This window comes from Streptomyces sp. NPDC026394, from assembly GCF_055567735.1.
On record NZ_JBVHPX010000012.1, the window covers coordinates 238,631 to 258,725 of the forward strand.

21 protein-coding genes and 6 pseudogenes are annotated in these 20,095 nt (G+C 70.8%); 12 read left to right on the forward strand and 15 right to left on the reverse strand.

What is annotated here, in order from left to right:
• Positions 1 to 16 precede the first annotated feature (16 nt).
• Both ACZ4QV_RS26475 and ACZ4QV_RS26480 read left to right on the forward strand, forming a co-directional pair.
• The gene (locus ACZ4QV_RS26475) at positions 17 to 454 is read left to right on the forward strand and encodes a hypothetical protein (RefSeq protein ID WP_361153417.1); all 438 of its coding nucleotides are present in this window, start codon (positions 17 to 19) and stop codon (positions 452 to 454) included.
• 88 nt (positions 455 to 542) lie between these two features.
• The gene (locus tag ACZ4QV_RS26480; protein ID WP_361636980.1) at positions 543 to 1,400 is read left to right on the forward strand and encodes a hypothetical protein; all 858 of its coding nucleotides are present in this window, start codon (positions 543 to 545) and stop codon (positions 1,398 to 1,400) included.
• On the opposite strand, the gene ACZ4QV_RS26485 is transcribed toward ACZ4QV_RS26480, so the two are convergent.
• Positions 1,366 to 2,430 carry an ArsR/SmtB family transcription factor gene (locus ACZ4QV_RS26485; protein WP_361636977.1) on the reverse strand — a complete coding sequence of 355 codons (1,065 nt, stop codon included), beginning with the start codon at positions 2,428 to 2,430 and terminating at the stop codon, positions 1,366 to 1,368. The two genes, ACZ4QV_RS26480 and ACZ4QV_RS26485, sit on opposite strands and share 35 nt — an antisense overlap.
• 593 nt (positions 2,431 to 3,023) lie before the next feature.
• Between ACZ4QV_RS26485 and ACZ4QV_RS26490 the strand changes: the two genes are divergently transcribed.
• The 4 genes and pseudogenes from ACZ4QV_RS26490 to ACZ4QV_RS26505 all read left to right on the forward strand — a co-directional run bounded on the left by ACZ4QV_RS26490 (position 3,024) and on the right by ACZ4QV_RS26505 (position 7,761).
• Positions 3,024 to 3,269: a hypothetical protein gene (locus ACZ4QV_RS26490; RefSeq protein WP_361153410.1), complete on the forward strand. Its 246-nt coding sequence runs from the start codon at positions 3,024 to 3,026 to the stop codon at positions 3,267 to 3,269.
• Between the two features lie 171 nt (positions 3,270 to 3,440).
• Entirely contained in the window at positions 3,441 to 4,031 is a 591-nt protein-coding gene (locus ACZ4QV_RS26495; protein WP_361636974.1) for a lytic polysaccharide monooxygenase auxiliary activity family 9 protein, read from the forward strand.
• 685 nt (positions 4,032 to 4,716) lie between these two features.
• Entirely contained in the window at positions 4,717 to 5,250 is a 534-nt protein-coding gene (locus ACZ4QV_RS26500; RefSeq protein WP_361592756.1) for a GNAT family N-acetyltransferase, read from the forward strand.
• Between the two features lie 1,567 nt (positions 5,251 to 6,817).
• Positions 6,818 to 7,761, forward strand: a pseudogene (locus tag ACZ4QV_RS26505) (aminoglycoside phosphotransferase family protein).
• Between the two features lie 564 nt (positions 7,762 to 8,325).
• Here ACZ4QV_RS26505 and ACZ4QV_RS26510 read toward each other — a convergent pair.
• From ACZ4QV_RS26510 to ACZ4QV_RS26530, 5 genes and pseudogenes are all read right to left on the reverse strand, one after another.
• Positions 8,326 to 8,646 (reverse strand): hypothetical protein, encoded by a 321-nt coding sequence (locus ACZ4QV_RS26510; RefSeq protein WP_467763486.1) that lies wholly within the window; start codon positions 8,644 to 8,646, stop codon positions 8,326 to 8,328.
• 18 nt (positions 8,647 to 8,664) lie between these two features.
• On the reverse strand, positions 8,665 to 8,817 hold the full coding sequence (locus ACZ4QV_RS26515; protein WP_361639283.1) for a hypothetical protein: 153 nt from the start codon (positions 8,815 to 8,817) through the stop codon (positions 8,665 to 8,667).
• 441 nt (positions 8,818 to 9,258) lie between these two features.
• The gene (locus tag ACZ4QV_RS26520) at positions 9,259 to 9,399 is read right to left on the reverse strand and encodes an alpha/beta hydrolase family protein (protein ID WP_361639366.1); all 141 of its coding nucleotides are present in this window, start codon (positions 9,397 to 9,399) and stop codon (positions 9,259 to 9,261) included.
• 3 nt (positions 9,400 to 9,402) lie between these two features.
• A pseudogene (locus ACZ4QV_RS26525) lies at positions 9,403 to 9,654 on the reverse strand (alpha/beta hydrolase fold domain-containing protein); the annotation flags it as partial.
• Positions 9,546 to 10,088, reverse strand: coding sequence for an alpha/beta hydrolase fold domain-containing protein (locus ACZ4QV_RS26530; RefSeq protein WP_467763503.1), 543 nt, complete (start codon positions 10,086 to 10,088; stop codon positions 9,546 to 9,548). The gene ACZ4QV_RS26530 and the pseudogene ACZ4QV_RS26525, both read right to left, overlap by 109 nt.
• Before the next feature lie 412 nt (positions 10,089 to 10,500).
• On the opposite strand from ACZ4QV_RS26530, the gene ACZ4QV_RS26535 reads away from it, so the two are divergent.
• From ACZ4QV_RS26535 to ACZ4QV_RS26550, 4 genes are all read left to right on the forward strand, one after another.
• Complete coding sequence (locus tag ACZ4QV_RS26535; protein ID WP_361639285.1) at positions 10,501 to 10,629, forward strand: hypothetical protein; 129 nt, start codon at positions 10,501 to 10,503, stop codon at positions 10,627 to 10,629.
• Positions 10,630 to 10,691: 62 nt separating this feature from the next.
• Positions 10,692 to 11,144 (forward strand): hypothetical protein, encoded by a 453-nt coding sequence (locus ACZ4QV_RS26540; RefSeq protein WP_361639288.1) that lies wholly within the window; start codon positions 10,692 to 10,694, stop codon positions 11,142 to 11,144.
• Positions 11,145 to 11,734: 590 nt separating this feature from the next.
• Entirely contained in the window at positions 11,735 to 12,259 is a 525-nt protein-coding gene (locus ACZ4QV_RS26545) for a hypothetical protein (protein ID WP_467763487.1), read from the forward strand.
• A gap of 671 nt (positions 12,260 to 12,930) precedes the next feature.
• Positions 12,931 to 13,290, forward strand: a complete 360-nt coding sequence (locus ACZ4QV_RS26550; RefSeq protein ID WP_361639299.1) for a hypothetical protein — start codon at positions 12,931 to 12,933, stop codon at positions 13,288 to 13,290.
• A gap of 213 nt (positions 13,291 to 13,503) precedes the next feature.
• On the opposite strand, the gene ACZ4QV_RS26555 is transcribed toward ACZ4QV_RS26550, so the two are convergent.
• The 9 genes and pseudogenes from ACZ4QV_RS26555 to ACZ4QV_RS26595 form a co-directional block, all read right to left on the reverse strand.
• Positions 13,504 to 13,806 carry a hypothetical protein gene (locus ACZ4QV_RS26555; RefSeq protein WP_361639302.1) on the reverse strand — a complete coding sequence of 101 codons (303 nt, stop codon included), beginning with the start codon at positions 13,804 to 13,806 and terminating at the stop codon, positions 13,504 to 13,506.
• A 56-nt stretch (positions 13,807 to 13,862) separates the two neighbouring features.
• The gene (locus ACZ4QV_RS26560; RefSeq protein WP_361639305.1) at positions 13,863 to 14,258 is read right to left on the reverse strand and encodes a hypothetical protein; all 396 of its coding nucleotides are present in this window, start codon (positions 14,256 to 14,258) and stop codon (positions 13,863 to 13,865) included.
• Positions 14,259 to 14,463: 205 nt separating this feature from the next.
• Positions 14,464 to 15,237 carry an MFS transporter gene (locus tag ACZ4QV_RS26565; RefSeq protein ID WP_467763488.1) on the reverse strand — a complete coding sequence of 258 codons (774 nt, stop codon included), beginning with the start codon at positions 15,235 to 15,237 and terminating at the stop codon, positions 14,464 to 14,466.
• Positions 15,183 to 15,752: pseudogene (locus ACZ4QV_RS26570) on the reverse strand (MFS transporter); the annotation flags it as partial. The pseudogene ACZ4QV_RS26570 and the gene ACZ4QV_RS26565, both read right to left, overlap by 55 nt.
• A 258-nt stretch (positions 15,753 to 16,010) precedes the next feature.
• Entirely contained in the window at positions 16,011 to 16,460 is a 450-nt protein-coding gene (locus ACZ4QV_RS26575) for a RidA family protein (protein ID WP_361639360.1), read from the reverse strand.
• Positions 16,417 to 16,965: an aromatic-ring hydroxylase C-terminal domain-containing protein gene (locus ACZ4QV_RS26580; RefSeq protein WP_361639311.1), complete on the reverse strand. Its 549-nt coding sequence runs from the start codon at positions 16,963 to 16,965 to the stop codon at positions 16,417 to 16,419. Before ACZ4QV_RS26580 ends, ACZ4QV_RS26575 begins: the two co-directional genes overlap by 44 nt.
• A 73-nt stretch (positions 16,966 to 17,038) precedes the next feature.
• Positions 17,039 to 17,341: an FAD-dependent monooxygenase gene (locus tag ACZ4QV_RS26585; protein ID WP_361639314.1), complete on the reverse strand. Its 303-nt coding sequence runs from the start codon at positions 17,339 to 17,341 to the stop codon at positions 17,039 to 17,041.
• Positions 17,277 to 17,465 (reverse strand): annotated as a pseudogene (locus ACZ4QV_RS26590) (hypothetical protein); the annotation flags it as partial. The pseudogene ACZ4QV_RS26590 and the gene ACZ4QV_RS26585, both read right to left, overlap by 65 nt.
• Positions 17,466 to 17,550: 85 nt before the next feature.
• Positions 17,551 to 18,123: pseudogene (locus ACZ4QV_RS26595) on the reverse strand (FAD-dependent monooxygenase); the annotation flags it as partial.
• Here ACZ4QV_RS26595 and ACZ4QV_RS26600 point away from each other — a divergent pair.
• On the forward strand, positions 18,005 to 18,649 hold the full coding sequence (locus ACZ4QV_RS26600) for a TetR/AcrR family transcriptional regulator C-terminal domain-containing protein (RefSeq protein WP_467763489.1): 645 nt from the start codon (positions 18,005 to 18,007) through the stop codon (positions 18,647 to 18,649). The pseudogene ACZ4QV_RS26595 and the gene ACZ4QV_RS26600 overlap by 119 nt on opposite strands.
• Before the next feature lie 283 nt (positions 18,650 to 18,932).
• Positions 18,933 to 19,452, forward strand: a pseudogene (locus tag ACZ4QV_RS26605) (ISKra4 family transposase); the annotation flags it as partial.
• Positions 19,453 to 20,095 lie beyond the last annotated feature (643 nt).

Here is a 20,095-nt window from a genome sequence, read left to right on the forward strand (position 1 = left end):
GCACAGGAATTCGGAGATGGCACAGATGAAACGCAAGCTCTTTCTCCTGCTCGGCACCGCTTCGCTCAGCGCCGTGAGTGTCCTCGGCCTCGGCACGGCACAGGCTGGAGCCGCACCTACCGCCGGTTCCGGGGAGACCGAGGTCGGTATACGGGCAGCCAAGTTCTACCTCTTCAAGGACGACAACCGCCAAAACGGGTACTACCCGTTCCGAAAGAGTGACGGGAACCTCGCGAACAACAAGTGGATCGGCGGTGCCCACGCAGGCCGGACGATCAACAACGGCGCGAGCTCGATGAACAACAACACGGACCGCTGGGTCGACGTGTACGACGGCGCTGAGGACGGGCACGGTTGCGGCGGCCAGAAGTACTCCGCCAGGCCGCACAGCGACGACGACGACTTCACGAACAACGACTTCGACAACAAGGCCAGCTGCGTCCAGTTCAGGTAACAGGGCACGGGGCGGGGCGCTGGCTGAAGCCGGTGCCCCGCTCATGTCGCACGAACGCCGGAGGAATTCCGTGTCATCCCGTTACGCCATGGCCGCTCTCGCCCTCCTGGTGCTGGCCGCCGGATGCTCGTCGGCCCCGCCGAAAGCGCCGGTGCACAAAGAGGCGGGCACCTTTTCGGCTCCTGCCGTCGGGGTAGAGGCACGGCGACTGATCTTGCCCTTCGACGCCTACGCGATGACCACTCCGGATATACATACCATCGAAGCCGCCGAAGACGTCATGATCCGCGACTGCATGGGCGAACGCGGAATGGGCTGGAACGCTCTGCCCAGACCGAGCGGCCTCGACCTGGACCCGCCGAACCGACGGCGTTACGGTCTCATCGAATCCGAAGTCGCCGACCGTTTCGGCTATCACCTTCCCCCGAGACCACCGGAGCTGGCTCGCCGTGAAGCCGCTTGGCAGGCGCGGCAAAGGCTCCCGGACCGGGAACAGTTGGCGGCCTTCGGCAAGGACGGCGCGGGCGGGTGCTGGAAGCGGGCACACGAGGCCCTGCTCCAAAACGTCCCCCAGGCTGACCAGTCCTTGTTCAACCGGCGGGCCCGTGAGGTGTTCGGCGCTTCCCGGCGCGACCGTGCGGTCCTGCGCGTATTCGGTGAGTGGAGTGTGTGCATGAAGAAGAAGGGGTTTCGCTACACCTCCCCCCTCAAGGCCATGGGCGACGCCGGGTGGGGAACCTCGACGCGGCCTTCCCCAAGGGAGATCAGCGTGGCACGGTCAGATGTCCGCTGCAAAGAGGAGACCGGACTCGTGGCCGTCTGGGCCGATGCGGAAACGCGTATGCAACGTGACGTCATCCGGCGCCACCCCGGAGAATTCCGGGCGTGGAAAGCCGAGAAGGAACAGTGGCTCAGAGCTGCCCGGCGGGCCCTGGAGCGCGGGTGACATTCTGCTCGCCGCGGCCGGCCAGCAGCCGCTCTGCCTCGCCGGTGCGGTGATAGAAGACGTTGCCGCCGTCGGGCGTGCGAACCAAGAGACCCGCCTCATACATCCGGGAGAGGTGGTACGAGACGGTCGACGGGCTGAGGCGATGCTGTTCGGCCAGCTCGGTGGTGGTGCGCGGCCGAGCCATACTCGCCAGCAGGGCCAGGCGGGTATGCCCGAGCACGTTGCCCAACGACTCCTGGCTCGGCGCGTGCGTCCGCTGAGAGCCCGTCTCACGTGCGGGATAGATGAGATAAGCCCCTCGCCCCGGGCGGTGATCGCTGCCCAGGAAGCAGCGGTTCGCGGAGACGGAGGGCACAAGGGTGAACCGCTCATACCCCTCCACCACCGTCTCAGCCGCACTGTCGATGCGTATCGCGGCATGCGCGTACGACACCGCGGGATGTAACGAGGAAAGACCGGCCCGCAGCCCTTCGCTGGCGCTGATGGCGGCACGGTGCGAGATGTCCGCCCGAGTCCGCTCCTCTATCACCGGCCAGTACGGAGCCAGGCACAGACGCCAGAACCGGGACACCTCCTCGGCGATGCGCTGCGCACAGGAACGTTCTCCGGAAACGAGGAAGTCGTCGACTGCCCGGTGCACCACTTCGTCAGCCCGAGGCCCGGGTGGCACCGTCAGCCGAAGCAGGCCGTACAACTGCTTGGTGATACGCCCGGCGGGAGCGGTGACCATATGGTGCAATTCCGCGTCGATGTCGGGGTGGGCCGTGATCGGCAGATCCATGCAGAAGAAGTCCGCCGTGCTGAAGCGGGGGGAGGTGAAAATCTGCGACAGCAGCGGAAGGCGGTCCCAGACGGCGGGGTCGCGGGCGGTTCTCGCCCACGGAGGAAGATGATGCGGTGGCTGTGGTGCGTGCCGGTGGTGCATGGTGACGGCGGCCTCCAGCAGAGGCGACAACGCGAACCGGGTGTCGGCGAGCAGGCCGGCGTTTGCGCTGACGTGAATCATCTGCACCCCCGTGAGCCCCATGTCTGCGTAGCCTAACGGCCGGCTCACTGGCTGGTCGACGTACCTGGTGACGCCTGCTGGCCCCCGGGGAACCCTGCGGCATCCGTCTGCGCGGGCTCCTGAAGTCGGCTGGCTGGCTCTGTCGCGGTCTGGTCCCCGGGCCCTGTCTCGTTGTGCGTCCGCGTGTCGTGGTCGTCGTGGTCAGGCACAGGTCCGGGAAGACCGGCCGTCGCCGGCGGGACAGCGTGCCGTGGACGGCTCTTCGCGGGGGCGGCGGTGCCGCTGGCGTGGCAGTGGGCCAGGCGGTGGCGAGCCGGCCGGCTTGTCGACCGGTGAGGCCGGCTTGTCGACCGGTGACCGGAGGAAGCGTGAGCGCACAGCCGGCAGAGCCGCCGCCGGGGCCGCAGCGGCCCCGGAGTGAGGCCGGGATTCGACGAGCCCTGCCCGCCGCGATGCGTGAGGAGTTCGACCAGACGCTCAAGGGTGTGGCGTTGCGTGAGCGGGTGCATGTGCTGGGCCTGTGGCGGGGATCGCGATCGAGGCGGCCGACACCGCGGTGATGAGCAGGTGCGGCAGGCCGCGGGCGGGACGGCGGAGGCGCACACGCTGCAGGAGTGGGAGCGGGGGCACCGCCGGGTGAGCGCGAACGGATCGCGTTCGGCGCGCAGGCCCGCGCCGGCCTCCTGGCCCTCGGCGAGCTGCTTGCGCGGGAGGTGCTGGACGGCATCACCGCGGAAATCGGCACCGGTCCGCCCGGTGGTACTTCGATCGAGCGGCCGCTGGGCGGCAGACCGTGGGACCGGGCTGTTTTCGTCGCCGGCTGGGCGACGGTGCGCTACAGGACCGTCGGCCGCCATTGATATGGACATGTTCAAAGCATGGGGCTAGCCTCGAACTTGGTCTAGACCGCATCGGATGTGCGTCCTCCGGTTGCTTCCGTACTGCCGCCTCGTCCTCACCGTTCGCCCCGGCAGGGCAGTCGGGGTACGCGCCCGTCCCATCCGCAGCCTCGGACCACGGGAGCGCCCATCATGCGCAGAAAGCTCACCTCGTTACTCCTCGGCCTCGGCCTTGCCGGGACAGCCCTGCTGGCCACCAGCGGCAGTGCTCAGGGCCACGGCTACACCGACTCGCCCGTCAGCCGCCAGCAACTGTGCGGCAACGGCACCGTCCGAGGCTGCGGGCAGATTCAGTGGGAGCCGCCGAGCGTGGAGGGGCCCAAGGGGTTCCCCGCGCGCGGACCCGCCGAAGGGCGCATCTGCGCGGGCGGCATCGGACGCTTCTCCGAACTGGACGACCCGCGAGGCGGGACCTGGCCCGCCACCAAGCTGACCGCAGGCCAGAGCCACAATTTCATCTGGCGGATCGCCGCCCGCCACGCCACCACCGACTTCCGCTACTACATCACCAAGGACGGCTGGGACCCCACCAAGCCTTTGACCAGAGCCGACCTGGACCCGCAGCCCTTCCTCACGGTGCCCTTCGGCGGCCGCCTGCCCGGCTCCACGGTCACCCACGCCGGCGTCCTGCCCCAGAAAACCGGCCGGCACCTCATCCTCGGCGTCTGGACCATCGCCGACACCGGAAACGCCTTCTACGCCTGCTCCGACGTGCGCTTCTGACCCGCCCCCGGCCGGGGCACGCACATCGCCCCCGCCTCCGCGCCCTCCCCGGACCAGGAGAAGAACAGCCACAGGCCGGTGGCCGGGCCTTCGGCGCGGGCCCGGGACGGAGCAGGCGCAATCGGGCAGCAGTGGGGCCTCTGCCGGAGTAGCCCGCCGGGAACGTGCCGGGCGTCCGCGGCGGCGAGCTCCGAGCCGTGCGCACCAGGGCGGACGGTGCCGACTTGGCGGGGCCGTTCGTGAGGCCGAAGGCCTGTGCGGCAGCCGGACAGGGCGGTGCGCCGCAGCCTTCCCGGCTGCGGCGCACCTGGAGTCCGGGCCGCTGGGGCGGCCCGGCGGGCTCAGCCGGGCGCCCCGGATGCCGGCCAACGGCGTCGCACTGTCGCTTCCTGCCGCCCGGGCCGCGTCCCCCACGGGGGGCCGAGGCGCCGCAACGGCCGGGCACGCACTCACTGCGATCGCTTTGCCTGGTGCTCACAGGCGGGCCGACTCCCGAGAGACCAGCTGATTGAAAACATCCCCGGCCAGCGCACAGTTCTGCATCGGTGCTTGAACGGCCACCAACCCTGAGCGCGGCGGGGCGGGACAGTAGGGGCGTGGCGGTGTCGCCGGAGGTATGCGGTCGGCGGTGGTACGGGGGAGTGCCGATTACCAGTGCGGCGCAGGCCTTCGGCAGAATGGTGCCATGACCGAGATCCGCACCCCCCGCCTCCTGCTTCGTCGGTGGCACGACGACGACCTCGCGCCCATGGCGGACATCAACGCGGACCCGCGGGTCATGCGCTGGATCGACGACGGTTCGGTGCGCGGCCTGGACGACACGGCTGAGGCCATCGAGCGCTGGGAGGAGGAGTGGGACGAGGAGGGTTTTGGACTCTTCGCCGTTGAGCTGCTGGCCTCGGGCGAACTGGCCGGCTTCACGGGCCTGTCCGTACCCGAGTTCCTGCCGCAGGTGCTGCCCGCCGTGGCGATCAGCTGGCGGCTCGGACCGCAGTTCTGGGGCCAGGGATACGCGTCCGAAGCCGCCCACGCCACGCTGGAGTTCGCGCTCCAGGACCGTGGCCTCGACCGTGTCATCAGCATCAGCCAAGCGGGCGACGACGCCTCCGAAAACGTCCTCCGCAAGCTCGGCATGGAGCTGGAACGCGAGACGGCACATCCGCTCCACGGCCGTCCGCTGCGCGTTCACACCATCGACCTCACCGAGTTCCAGGCATGAACCGGCTCTCGGCCAACGGCTTGGCCGACGATGCCCGGGCCCCGTCCAGGTGGCCGCGGCTCTGTTGCTGCCTGTCTAGTCGGCTCGCCGCCCTGACGGGTGGCGAGCCGTCGCGCATTTCGAGGTCACGATGTGGAGATCCGGTCGCTCAGTCTTCAAGGCTGTCGTCATCGACCGGCCGCCGGCGGCGTCGGGCCTTCTCCAGTTGCACGTCGTAGTCCGGCCCCACCCTTTTGGACAGGCGACTCGACGCTCGACGGCACGACCTACCGATCGCCGGCTCCGCGAGATCGACCCTCCTTCATCGGGACCGGACACGTGCCGTCATCTCTCGGGATGCACGAAGCCACGCCAGGGCCAGCGTCACGCCGCGTAGCAGTGCAGCGATGACGCGCGGGTGTCCGGCGAAGACATCAGCGAGCACGACGGCCGTTCCCGTACAGCCAGAAACCGGCCCCAGGGCTTCGGCGGCCTGCTGGGGGCGGCGGCCGCGCCTGTTCAGGCACTGGGGGAAGCGCCCAAGAGAGATCGGACCCGAGCGAGGCTGTTCGCCCCGTGTCGTTCCCGGTCAATGCCGGTGAAGCCGTCCAGTGGTCATGCCGGCGCGCCTGCGATGCGGGGCGGCGGACCACGGAGGTGTTCGAGGGAGCTGCTGCCCAGACGCTCGCGGAGCCGGCCCACCGGAGGACACTCGCACCGTTGACGGTTGCGGACACGACCGAGAAGAGCATCGACAAGGTCGTGGGCCAGGCCCCGAAGCCGCCGATTGACAACCCCGAACTCGCGCTGGTCTTCGCCGGCGTCCCGGGCTCCCTGGCGCAGACCGGCGGCAGCGCGGCTCCCGCATCTCCAGTCGGGTCCACACCGCACTGCCCGACGCCCACTCAGGAAGCGACGGGTGCGACGGCAGCCGCGGGCCGCCGGGCACGCCTGGCAGGCTCGGATGCGCACCATCACCGAGAGGCAGCCCGACCTCAGCAAGTATCCGACTGTGACGTGTGGGCCTGCGCCGTCAACGACGCGGGTTATGCCGTCACTCGCCGGTGACGTAGCGCGCAGGGAAGGGTGCCTCTGCCACCGGAGGACCTGCGGGCGGTCCTTCCCCGGTTGACCTGGTCTGGGCGCGGCTGAAGCGCTCGGCCGCCCGCCGGGGGAAGGCCGCTGTCCGCAGCGAGCTGGCCGCCCGGTGGTCCGGTCTGTCCGCCGGGCTGTGGCTGCCGACGGTCTGTCCCGCCCTCGTATCGTCGCCGTGCGCGACATCGGCTCCGTGCTGCACGACAGTCGGCTGTACGCCTGCCGGATGGTGCAACTGCTGTCCGGCCGGTCCCTCCGCACCGTCCTTCCTGAAGGCCGGATGTCTGCCTCTGCCGAAGACCCTGTACTCGGCGGCCCGTGTCGCGGACGCCGCGACCGCCGCCCACCGGGCAGGCCTGTCCCACCGGGACCTCAAGCCGTCCGGCATCATCGTGCGCTCCAGCGGCACAGCGACGATCACCGGCGGCTCAGCAGCCGACCGGGCCGTGACATTGCGTTGCCTGCCGTCAACCAGTGCCCTACGGTCCCGAGCATGCTGCCGCGGGTGGAGACGGACGACGAGTGGGATGCTGTCGTCCCCGACGAGAGCGTGATGCGCCCCGGCGCGGCGGACCTGTGTGCGCGCCTCGGTCTCGCCGGTGCGCCCCTGACACGTTTTCCGGACGGGTCGCAGCCGGTCTACGCGGTGGGTGACGAGCACGTGCTCAAGCTCTTTCCCGGAGCCGCAGCCCAGGACGGCATGGCCGAGGGCCGGGTCCTCACCCACCTCCGGGGGCGGCTGCCGGTACCGACGCCGCTGGTGCGCGGCTTCGGCCCGTACGAGAACGGCTGGCACTACGTCCTGATGTCCAGGCTGCGCGGCGAGAACCTCGCCCATGCCTGGCACCGCGTGCCGCGAAGCGATCGTGAACGGCTCGTCTCGGAGATCGGTGAGGCCCTGGCGGTACTGCACCGCCTCAACCCCGATCCGCTCGCGGACGTCCTCGGCCCGGGGGACTGGGGCTCCTTCCTGGACCGCCAAAGTGCCGCCGCGGTGGAGCAGCAGCGACGCCTCGGGCTGCCGGACGTCTGGCTGGAGCAGATCCCGGACTTCCTCACCTCCGTCTCCTTGCCGTGTGCTCCGCGCCGGTCCCTGCTGCACACCGAGGTCATGCGGCAGCACTTCCTGGCGATCCGGACGGGTGGCGCCTGACCGGGCTCTTCGACTTCGAGCCGGCCATGATCGGTGACCGGGCGTACGACTTCGTCGGGGTCGGCCTGTTCGTCACCCGCGGTGAGCCGGACCTGCTGGCCCGGCTCACCGCGGCGTACGGTCACACCTTCGAGCCGTGCGAACTGCTCGCGTACACCTTGCTGCACGTGTACAGCAATCTCCCCTGGTACCTGCGTGAACTGCCCGTACCCGCCGAGGGGACGCTGTGGTCGCTCGCGGAGGCGTGGTTCGGCAGGGCCGCGGCCCGTACGCACGGCGGGTAGGACACGCGCGCCGCTGACATCGGGCGGCTCGCCGGCACTCCTGGAGGTGGCGGGCCGGGGCCCTGTTGTGCACGGAGTTGGTCCACGGACAAGAATCCGTCCCAGGGCATGGAAGACCGCCGTTACCAGCGTTCAGCCACTGGCAGGCGCAGACGTGCTGGTGTTCCGGTCCGGCGCGGCCGGTGGCGGGCTGATACGCCCGCCCAGCGCGCGTCACGCCGCCCGCCGCGATGGTGTCAAGATCTGCGGCAGTGCGGTCTTTCCGCCGGAGGACGGCGGCGGTCGGCCCTGGGCCGGCGCCCAGGGGGTGATGCGCCCCGGCCCGGTGCTGCCTGCGGCTGAGGTAGCAGGTGCGATTCGCCTATATGGGCGAAGGCAGTATTTGTGGCGGTGTTCGTGGGCACTCCGCTCTGGGCGGGGCTGCCCGCGCTTCGCGTGTGGGTGAGGCGGCCTCGCGTTCATGGTGATGGGCGGCGCCGATGTGCAGCCCTGGTCGTTGAACGGCACATCCAGCTCCGGCACTGCGCAGGGGCTATGGGCCGGGGGAGGGGGACGGGCGGCTCATCACTTCTGTGGTCCGTAGCCGGGCCAGCGGCAGGGGTTCCAGAAGGCGGCGTGGCGGCGGCCGTGGCGCAGCAGTTCGTCATGGGGCCTTGTTCCACGATCCGGCCGCCGTCCAGGGGACGACGTGATCGGCGCGTCGGACGGTCCGCATCCGGTGCGTGACCATCCGGTCCACATGCGGTGCGTGACCGTCACCGCCGTCCGGCCCGCTATCAGGCGTTCGATGCTCTTGTGGGCGGCTGCCTCGTTGGCCGTGCCGAACTCCTCCTGCTCCCGCACCCGGGCTGGCGTCGTCATCAGCGGGACCAGCGCCACCGGCATCAGCGTGATCAGTGTGAGTTACCAGTCGACGGCCAGCAGGCAGGCCAGCGACACCAGCGGCGCCCCGAAAGCGGAGACCAGCTCGCCGGGAGCGTAGGCGATGAGCGGGTGCACCGCGCCGACGTCCTCGCCCACCACCGTGGCCAGCTCACCGGTCCGGCGCCGGGACAACCAGCCGACCGGCACCCGCTCCAGCTGCGCGGCCAGCTGCCGGCAACGTCAGCTGGACCCGGTCGTCGAGCAGGTGCCCGAGCGCGGACGACGCGGCTGTGAACCGCAGCCGGACGAGCACGCCGACCGCACCGACCAGCACGGCGGTCCCGACCCGCCGTGCTCGGCCGGCCCGGCGACAGCAGAGCCCGGCCCAGCCCGTCGACCGCCGGCAGCGGCGCCAGACATGCGACAGCGCCGATGGCCTGGAGAGCACCACGGCAGCGAAACGTCCCGCGTACGGGCGCAGCAGCGCCGCCGGGCGCTGTGCTGCCGGGCTTCCTCCCGCCGCCGCTGCGGGATCGGCTTCCGGCGGTGGCCCGTGCTGCTTCGCACTGGTCGGATCCGTGGCGGTCATCGTTGTCCCCTTCTTCCTCACCGCCGGTGGACGGCCGTTCGGCCTCAGGCGGCCAGTGCGCGGCGCAGCACCGCGCCGATCGCGGCGAGCTGCCGCTGTGACACCTCGGCCGTCTGGAGCGCCATCGGCCCGTGGGATGTGCCGACCCACTGGTGCAGTTCGACGGGCACGCCGGCCTGGAGCATACGCAGTGCGTAGCCGATGCCCTCGTCGCGGTCCGGGGCGAATTCCGCGGTGGCGGTGCAGGCCGGCGGGAGGCCGGCCAGGTCGGTGGCGCGCGCCGGTGCGGCGTACGGGGTGGCAGGCCGGGAGCCCAGGTAGTGGCCCAGCGCTACGGCGCGTGCGGTGCGCGTGTTCCAGGGCGTCTCGGTGGAGTTCCGCGCCGGCCGCGTCTGCTGCCGGTCGTCGAGGGTGGCCTCGTTGAGCAGCTGGAAGCGGATCGGCGGGCCCTGCTCGTCACGGGATCGCAGTGGCCGCGAGATTGGCGCCGGCGCTGTGGCCTGCGACCGCGGTCCGGTTCGATGCCGGGTTCCGCCGCGTGCTCGTATGCCCAGGTCAGTACGGTGTAGGAGTCGTCCAGGGCGGCCGGGAGCGGGTTCTCCGGGGCCAGGCGGTTGTCGACGGTGATCACGACCGCGCCGGAGGGGGTGGCTATCGGACGGCCCAGTGACGACAGGGGACCTGGGCGTGGAGGCACGCGCTGATGAGGGACTGGGCGTGTGTGGCAGGACACGCCGGCGCCGCTGTCGGCAGGCGGCCGGTGTGGGCTGGTGCGCGACGGGGACAGGGCCTGGACGGGCAGTGGCCCCGGGCCGGGTGGATGCCGGGGTCGGCCGGATGTCCGTACGGGGTACTGCTGCGGGCGGGATGCCACCGCTCACGGCCCACTGAAGAGGACGGGCGCGCGTTCCGAGGGGGCGGACCCACGGCTCGTTGCTGGATCACCCGCGCCGGCCTCAGCGGCGCAGGCATCACCGAGTACGGGCTGATGCCCCGGCACCTCGGCCGGGCTCGAGTCCTCGCAGCCGGTAGGTCCGGCACGAGGGGAAGCAGGTCATGATGTGTGATGGCACCGAGCAGGCGAGCGGCAGTACCTCCGGGCCGCCCGAGGCTGGGGCGCGCGGCGGCAAGGCCGACTCGATCGCGAAGCTGGCTGTTCTGGAAGAAGTGAGATGCCCTCGCGCCGCACGACAAGAGCGGGGACTGCCACGAGGGCCCCGAAGAGCCGGTCGGGCACGAGGGCATCGAGGGCAAGAAACAGAGGGGCACCTCTACCAGGATGCCTGGTGAGATCATCGCGTTCGACCCGGATGCACACCCTGTGGCCGGGGGAGATCGTCTCCTCGAAGGCGCTGATCGGCCGCGGCAGTCCGGAGGTGGTGGGGGCACGCGCCGAGTACCGCGCTTCCCTTTAGGTCGCCATCGACGCCCTCTCGGCCGGGGATGTCAAGACGGTGGAGGAGCCTGACGGGTGACCGTGCCCGCCGCTATCCGCACGGCCGTGAACGGCAAGCCGAACCAGTCACCCGACATCGTCTTCCGGCAGACCAGCGCCTGCTCGAGTGCGGAACTGTGTCTCGGGCTGGGGCTGTCCGCGAACTACGGAAATATCTCGGCGAACCTCGAGTCGACGTTCAGCAGCAAGGCGGGAATGGACAGCCTCGCGCGGCTGCACCTCGTCGGCGAGCAGCCCGGCAGCGCCGGCTGGAGTCTTACTGGCGCCGAAGCAAGCCGTCCTCGAACTCCGAGCGGGGTCAGCACTGGCGGCTTCGGTGCCTGCTGGGACTACCGCCTCGCCCGCGAGCACCGTACACCGCCCGTACCACCCGGCCAGGGCCCATATGCCCACAGCGCGGGCAGCACCGTCCCTCGCAAAGGGCCGCGCCCGGCAGTGTTCGAGCCCGGTGCCCGCTGGGCGCACCGCTGCTGACGGTTCGGCGGGCAGCCCGCCGGCCGTGGTCGGCGTTTCGCCTTTCGCGGGATACGAGCAGGGCGGCGACGTCGGTGACGTGCCGGAGCGGGCGTGCCGGGGCCGGTTACCGCGAGGACCAGCAGAAGGGTCCGGTGCGGCTTCGGAAGAGTTGACCGCCGGTACTCATTGATCCATATGGTGCATTTTGCGCGGCTTTTTATGTGCGTGCGTTAAGTTATGGCTCTTCACTTGACTAGTAATGACGAAGGGCGGCCGCAGCTCTTCTGGATGAGCGAGAGAAGAATGATGACCTCCCAGATCCCGAACTACGTGGTGGCTGTGGCGAGTGCCGTGACCGCGGCCCGCGCCATGGGGGTGGGTTCGCTGCTCCGCCGCTTCAAAGGGAAAGGGCCGGTACGCATAGAGCCGGTATCTACATGCCGGCAGCAGATGAACAGATGCGAGGCAACGACCGTGTCCCAGTGCCGGCCCGGGCAACTGCCCCAGGGCGCGATGGTCTCCTGTCGCGGCTCACGCGCAGCGGAGGCTGCCGTGCCGCGGACCGCCCCGGCCGAGCATGACCACCGCAACCAGCAAGATTGCAAGCTGTGGTGAACGAGAGCGCTCAGGAACCCGTACCCGGCGCGGAATTCTCCTTCACCGACGAGCGGCACTACCAGAGCACGCGGCGGAGGATCGTTGCCGCCCTGCGCTCTCGCATCCGCAACTGTGACCACTATTTCGGTGAGGCCTGTCTCTACGACTTCGCAGACGATGCGATCGAGGCGAGCGTTCGGAGAGGGCAACTGAACCCGGACAGCAGCCCCCTGGCCTACATGGCGAACCATGCCGTCTGGAAGGCGCAGCGCAGCCTCAGGTCACGGCCCCCCGTCGACCTGATGGAGCCGGCCGCCCTTGACGCGTGCACCTTCGGCCGGCAAGGCACCGGCCACCGGGACGCTGCCTCCGGAGCGTGTGCCGGCGCGCAGGCGGAAGAAGAATCCCGCAGCGTCGTCTTGCAGGTTCTGCGGAATATGCCGAATTCACAGATGCGGACCGTGATGGAACTGATGGGCACGCAGGGACTGATGTCCCAGGTCTATGACGCCCAAGCGGAATCGGGCACCTGGTGACCCCACCCACCCGCCGCACCCCACACACCGACCCGCCTACCGGCAACCGCACCACCGACGCCGGCATCCTCTGGGCCGGCAGCGCCGAGGCGGATACGGAGCAGCCGGGACGCTGTCTGCGGTCCCGTCTGCCGACATGCGTAGGGTCGGGATTTTTCGGCAGGTTCGGCCCCGCCGGCCCAGTCGTCGAGGTCGTCTAGGCTGTCGCGTGTTTTTTGCAGTCGGGTAGCCGGTGTGCTCGGGGCTGTCGGTCGACTGGGGGCGGTGAGGGGTAGGGGGGCGGGTGGGTGCGGTGCGGACCAGGAGACCCTGCGGTGCGGGGGGCGGGCTGGCGGCGGTAGGGGCACAGGACATCGTGGTCGTATGGTCCTGGACCGCGATCCGCAGGGTGGTGGGCCTGGCGGGCCGTCCGGTGCGGCTGCTGTGGCGCAGCCTTCGGGATCAGCGTGCAGCCAGCCCCGCCCCACGCCCCCACTGCCAAGGGCATCGTGTTGCGCACCTTCGGCTCGATCAACGCGCTGTTCTGCCAGCACGTCACGGCGTCGGGGCAGGGCGTGCGCGGTCCACGCGGCCGCATCCAGGCTTGGCCGTAGGCGAGACAGAAGCGCCTGTCGGTGCAGCAGCGCCCCGCCGGAGCCTTCTGGGCGTGCCGGGGCATAAGATTGGATCTCATGTCGAAGCCTGATGCGCTGATCGTCGCTATCGCTGCCCTGGTGGAGTCCGGGCAGAGCAACCAGATGTCCCTGACCGTGGTCACCGGTGGTGCCGTCATCACCGGTCGCCTGGCCCCCGAAGCCGTGTGGAGGCAGAGGGCGGCAGAGGTGCTGACGGACTCCGCCCACCTGGGCAAATTCTCCGCTGTTTTCGACGCCCCCGCCAAGATGGACGGGCCGCCCACCCATCTGCACTTCCATGTCGCCCGGATCCTGCAGGGCACGGTGGGCATCCCGGAGACGGGCGGGATGTACCGCGTGGCCATCGACGACATCAGTGCTTGGAGTGTGGGCGACTTCAGCTACTCCGACCAGTGACCCGCCGCCTCGGCTGGGGAGCAGGGGCAGGGGCCGGGTCAGGCCCCGGAGCAGCCAAAGTCGAGGTGGGTGCACGGCGCGGGCCGGGGCGCGCTGAATGTTTTCTTACCTGGAGGAGGCCGGCCGACCGGCACCCAGTGGGGAATGGGCGCTGACCCTGGCCGGGCCGGAGGGCGGGGCTCGTCTGCCCAGGTGCGCCCGGACGTGCACCGGTCAGTCGACCCGGCCCGCCTCCCGTACCGCCGCTTCCGGCGTTCGCACGGCCTCGGAGCGCTGTCGCCAAGGCCCCAGCACTCCTGTGACGACCATGGCGGAGAGGCAGAGCTGTGCCGCGAGTACGGCGAAGACGGGGAAGAACGTGGTGTCGCCCCGCAGGCCGCGCCGACACCAGCCAGGAGGGGGTGTGATGAGCGCACCGTAGCGAGCAGGTAGGAGAAGCAGCCCCCGAGCGCGGCCCAGACGGCGCCGGGCGCCGATCACGGAGAAGACGAAGCGTCCGCGGATCTCCTTGGGCATGTGCAAACGCGGGGCCCCCAGCGTTGCCGTACCGGCCGAGGAATGCGGTTCGCGCATCACCGCGAGCGGGACGAGCAGGACGAAGGCGGCGAGCGCGTCGGCGAGGCAGAGCAGAGGGGAAGCCGGTCTGGGCGAGGGGCGTGGTGCCGGGGGCGGCGACGGCGATGCCGGCGCTGAAGGCGATGGCGGGGAGGGTGGCGCTGCGCGCCGCGCGTTCCGGGTCCACGTCCAGCAGGGTGGCCCCGCCGACGATCGCGCCGGTGCTGAGCCCGTTGAGCATCCGTGCCACGACGAGGGACGCGGGGCTCGTGGCGAAGACGAAGCCCCGCGAGTGCGGCCAGGAGCAGCGCCACGGCGACGAGGAGTACGGGGCGGCGGCCGTACCGATCGGACAGGGGGCCGGAGAAGGGGGTGGCGACGAACGCCATGGCCCCGTACGCGGCGAAGATCATGGTGGTCAGGAAGGGCGGGCAGTGTCGTCCTGGTCGGCCCCTTGCGGGGCTGCCGCCTGCGGTGCGACACCCTGCGACAGGCGGCGCCGGGGCTGCTGGACGCGCTGATGGAAGCACTGGTCCGAAAAACTGGGCATCGCCGCGTCGTCTGACGATCCCGCGGTCTGTCAGCAGCCGATCTCGCCGGCAGCTTCCCGCGAGGGGGTCATGCGCCGTGCCCGGCGCGCTCCCGTTCGCGTGCGGCGGCTTGCGGAAGGGTGATTCCGGTCCGGCGGGACGGGCGTATGAACAGTGTGACCAGCAGGGCGATCCCGCATACTGCGGCGGCGATGAGCGTCGTCGTGTGCATGGCGCTGAGGAACGCCGGTGCGGCGGCCTGCGTCGCCGCGGGATCGCCCGTGCCCAGGGCCGAGGCGAGCGACTCCGCCGCGGTCCGGCGGATGTCTGCCGGGCTGTCCGCGAGCCGGTCGGTCATCATGCCCGCGTACCGGGACCACAGGGGCGAGCCGAGAACCGCCACCCCGAGCGCGCTGCCCAACTGGCGAAGGGTGTTCAGCAGTGCTGATCCCGCTTCCGCCCGGTCGGTGGGGACGGAGGGGGAGGCCAAGGTCGTGCCGGACGCCGGGACGAGTGCGAAGCCGAGTTGCAGGGCGAACGCGTCCATGACGAACCAGGCGGGGCTGGTGTGAGCGCCCAGCCCGGTCACGCCGGCGAACGCCGCACCCATGAGCGCGATGCCGGCAGCGATCGTCGTCCGGGTACTGAACCGTTGTGTGGCCCGCTGTGACAGCGGGGCTCCGGCCACCAGGCCCGCCGACAGTGAAATGAAGAGCAGTCCTGTCTGCAACGGCGTGTAGCCGCACACCAGTTGTAGGTAGAAGGTGGTGAAGTACAGGTAGCCGAAGACGACGAAGGAGCCGAGCGTCAGGGCCACTGCGGTGGTGGTGAACGAGGCGTGCTTGAAGAGGCGGACGTCCAAGAGCGGCTCCCGGTGCCGTACCTCGGCCAGGACGAGTACGGCCAGCACAGCCAGGCCGATGGCCGCAGGCAGCCAGATCCCGGGTAGCCCCAGCCGTCGTCGGTGGCGTGCACCACTCCGGACACGAGCAGGCCGATACCCGCCAGGGAAGCGGCGACGGGCACCATGCGCAGCTGTCCGGCGCCGCTCGCCGGCGTCTTCGGAACCCACGCCCAGGTCGCGGCGAGACCAAGGAGCGCGAACGGTGCGACGAGTTCGAGGACGGAGCCCCACCACATGCCCGCGCTCAGCAGCGCGCCCCCGAGGAGCGGGCCGAGGGAGATGGACAGACCTGATGCCGCCGCCCACGAGGCGATGGCCCGAGCCCGGTGCTCGGGAGGGAAGATCCGCAGGATCACCGCAAGAGTGGCGGGCATGATGGTGGCCGCGGCCACGCCCATGAGCGCGCGGAGGCCGATGACGCCCGGGGCTGAATCGAGAAATCCGGCCACTGCCGTCGTCACGGCGAAGGCGGCCGTTCCCCAGGCCCAGGAGGCGCTTCAGGGCGAACCTGTCGCCGGCGCTTCCGGCCACGGGCAGGAAGCCGGCGAAGGTGAGGGTGTAGGCGTTCAGGAGCCATTGCTGTTCGGTGTTGCCTGCACCGAGTTTGCTCTGCGTCGTGGGCAGCGCCACGTTGAGGATGGTGCTGCCGAGCAGCACCGCCGAAACCGTGAGCGCGAACGCGAACGCGAACAGCGCGCGGAAGGGACGGGCGGTGCTCTGTTCGGTGCCGGTCATCGCGCGCGTTCCCGCTCTCCGCCGGGCAGGGCGACCACGCACTCGACCTCGACCAGGAACTGCGGGGCGAACAGCTTCGCCACACCCACCAGAGTCGACGAGGGCGGCGGCGAACCGTGCAGGGCCGTCAGAATGCCGGGGGTCAGATGCGGCTCGTGGTTCACGACGTAGATCGTCTCCTTGACGATGTCCTGCCGCTGCGCACCAAGGGCGTCGAGCAGGCGGTCGATACGGCGGGCCACTTGCGTGGCCTGCGCCGCATGATCGCCTTCCCCACGACGCGGCCCTCCTCGTCCCAGGCCACCTGGCCGCTGAGGAACGCCAGTTGGCGGCCGTCCGGGACGGATATCTGGCGGAGCAGGTCCGGAAGGCCGTAGACGCCTTCCGGTTCGATGCGGTGAATCATGCGGGGTCCCCTTCGAGCTGCACAGGTGCGGGCTGCGGATCGTGGAGGGCGGCGACGGCGTTCGCGGCCCCGGCCGTCAGAGCGGCCGCGTCGGTGTCGTCCGAGGCCCACGCCACGTACCCGTCCGGCCGGATCAGGGCGGCGCTGACGCCGGCCCATACCCGACGGGACCGTTCGGCCGGCTGCGGGCACCGGTATGGGGTGCAGGGCGCGGCGGCGCGGTCGGCACAGCGGCCGTCGGCGTCGAAGCCGTCGACGCGCGCGAAATCGATGAGCAGGGGGCGCCCGTCCCGCAGGAGGCCGAACAGGTTCCGCGTGTCCGACAGCTTCAGGTTCGGCGCCCGGCAGCCCGCGAGCGGATGGCGCTGACCGGGCAGGGCGTACTCCACCGACAACCCGGACAGACGCTGCGCCAAGGCGTCGTTGAACTGCGGCTGCTCCGCGATCAGCTTGCCCAGCAGGGACCGCAGCGCGGCTCCCTGCGGCGAGAAGACAGACATGATCGCGGTCTGCGCCTGGGTGTGCTCGATCGTGTCCTCTCCCACCGGGTGCCGCTCGTGGTGCTAGGTGTCCAACAGCGCGTCCCGTCGCCCGCCCGCTCACGGTCGCCGCCAGCTTTCAGCCGAGATTCATCGCGTCCTGCACGCCCACGTTCAGCCCCACGCCGCCCATCGGCATGTGCTGGTGGGCCGTGTCGCCCGCCAGCAGGATGCGGCCCTTGCGGTAGTGGCGGGCAACGCGGCTGGTGTTGCTGTAGCGGGACAGCCAGGAGGGGCTGTGCATGCCGTAGTCCGTGCCGGCGATGCGCCGGACCCGCTCCCGCAGTTCCTCCAGGGTGAGGTCGCCCGGCCAGTCGTCACGAAGGTGCTCGGGCGAGTGCACCACGATCCGGTGCCGGCCGCCGGACAGCGGTACGAGCATGAACGTCCCCCCGCACCGTCCACCTGCTCGTGGCCGGGCCGGGCGGCGGGTCGCCGAGCACCACGTCGCCCAGCGTCCCGAGGGCCGTGAACCGGTCTTCCTCGAACCCGATCCCCGCGCAGCGGCGCGCCGTGCTGCGCGTGCCGTCGCACCCGACCGTGTACGCGGCATCGAGCGCATAGGCACCCCGGACCGTCGACCGACACGGCCACCGTGTCGCCGGTGTCCACGCAGTCCGTCACCCGGTGCCCGCGGCGGATGTCCGCGCCCAGGGAAACGGCCCGGTGCTGGAGCAGTTCCGTGGTGCGCGCCTGCGGGATCGTGAGCGTGTAGGGGAAGTCGGTGTCCAGCCCGGCGAAGTCGAGGCGGTCGTCGAGGACCGCGAAGTGTCCGCTGGGCATCCGGCCGCCCTCGGCCAACAGTTGCTGGTGCGCTCCGCGGAGCGCGAAGGTCTCGATCGTGCGGGCGTGGACCGTCAGCGCCCGGGAGTGCGGATCGATCTCCGCATCCTGTTCCAGGATCACCGTGGGGACGCCGGCCAGTCGCAGTTCGCAGGCGAGCCACAGGCCCGTCGGTCCGCCACCGGCGATGACGACGCTTCCTCCATGCGACACCTCTCTATCACTGACCAAGAGCGTGACCGGAGCCAGATACCCTCGATCAGTGACCAAGAAACAAGCTGCCGCCCCCGCCAAGGTCGGGATCACCCTCGACCACGTGGTCGGCGCGGCGTTCGACGTACTGGACCGAGGCGGTGTCACCAAGCTCTCCACCCGCGCCATCGCGGCCGAGCTCGGGGTCAGCATGAACACCGTCATGTGGCACATCCGCACCAAGGACCGGCTCCTGGACACCATGGCCGAGGCCGTCCTCGGCGAGGTCGGCCTGGAAGACCTGCCCGAGGACTGGCACAACCAGGCGGCCGAACTGCTCGGACGGCTGCGCGAGGCGATGCTCGGTCACCGCGACGGCGCCCTGCTCGTCGCAAACACCTTCCCCGCCGAACCCCGCACTCTCGCCTTCACCGACCGCCTGCTGACCGCCCTCCTGCGCGGCTGCCCCACCCGCAGGACAGCCGCGTGGACGGCCTGGACCCTCTTCTACTTCACCCTGGGCCTCGTCCAGGAGGAACAGGCGGCACCCGCCGATGACCGCGACCGCCTGCGCGCCCACGTGACCGAGCGCCGGCTCCCCGGACTCACCTCGGCGCTGGAGGACTTCATGTCTGTCGACTTCGAGGCCCGCTTCCACTTCGGCATCAGGCAGATCCTCCGCTCCGCCTCGACCGAAGCGGCACCCGAGCACTGAGCTGCGCCGAACCGAGGTCTACGGGGGCACGAGGGCGGGCGCGGACTGCGGTTCGTGGGCAGTGACGTGGCTACGGCGGCTTCCTGGGAGTGCTGTCGCAGTCAGCAGTGACGTGCCCGCCGGGGCCGGAGCGGCTGGTACGCGGGACCGCCAAAGCTGAGCGCGGTCCCTGCCGTCGCGGGTGCTGGTGAGCGTGCCGACGTCAGCACCGGCCGCGCTCGTGAGGTGGGGCGGGGCTTCATTGCTGCTGTCCGGCGACCCCGCCCTGCACCCGGGACATCCCGCTGCCAAGAGCGCTGCGGGCGGACACTGCGGGCGCCCGGCGCCGGGTGAGAAGTCCAGCCGCGAACGCGTGACGACGGTGGCCTGCGTCTTCGTCACCGCACCCGCCCCGCGCCGGCCGCACGGCCTCATCCGCCTGCCCGGCGGCCGCGGCCAGGACAGGCCGCCCAGGCCGGGCCCGGAAGCAGAGCAGAAATGGTGCACCGCCTCGCCGGTCCGCCGACCGGAGCAGCGAGGCGGTGCATTCGCCCAGGCACAGGACCGTGACCCGCAGCATCTGCAGGACATGATCATGCCCGTCGAGGCGCCCGCCGCCAACTTGACCTGAACCAGCCCGAAGCCGCCCACCGCGGCATCCGCCTGCCCATCCTGCTCGCCTTCGCGTACTGCTGGACGGCCGCGCACGCCTGCCCCCGGCCGGTAGCCGCGAGACCGGAACCTGGACCGCGGACGAGCTCACCACGATCCTCGCCGTACACGCCGACCGCGCCCCTGCCGAGATGCCGTCTCCGATGGCGAGTTGTGGATCCATGGACCGGTGGGTGCCCGGGGCGTGGGCGGCGCTGTCAGGGTGCGGGCGCCGCCTGGGCCGGGGCCTGGGCGGTGTACTGCTCGGCCTGTCGGGCCAGGCAGCGGCGGACGGTACAGAGGCTGCGCCTGCGTGCTCCCCTCCGGCGTGCCTGCCGCACCCGGGTCGGTGCGGAACCCGGCCGAGGGCTGCCCGGCTGCCCGACGAAGAGCGCCGGGTCCTCGGGGACTGGTTGCGCGAGCAGAGTGCTGTCGAGGTGGAGGACTTCGTACGGCGTCGTGTGCAGCCTTGCGCGGGGCACGTCTGGCGTCATGAGGTCCGTGCGGTTGCCTGGGAGCGAGAGGAGCGCGAGCGTCCGGGTGCAGACGCCGCCGGGGCGATCCGGCAGGTACCGGCGGGCGTGGACTGCGGGTACCGGCGGGCGGCCGGGCTGTGCGAGGCGACGGGCCAACGGTGTGTGCCTCGCCCCCGCTCTGATTCTCACGTCCGGAAGGCGTCACCGCAGGGATATCAGGACCGATGTGGAAGGCTCCTGCCCGGATGGCCTGGCCAGTGGTTTCCGTGGGGCTGGCCCCGCGGTCCCGCGCCCTGGGCGACGACCGGTGGTTCTGGCGGGCCGCGATGCCGGACATCCA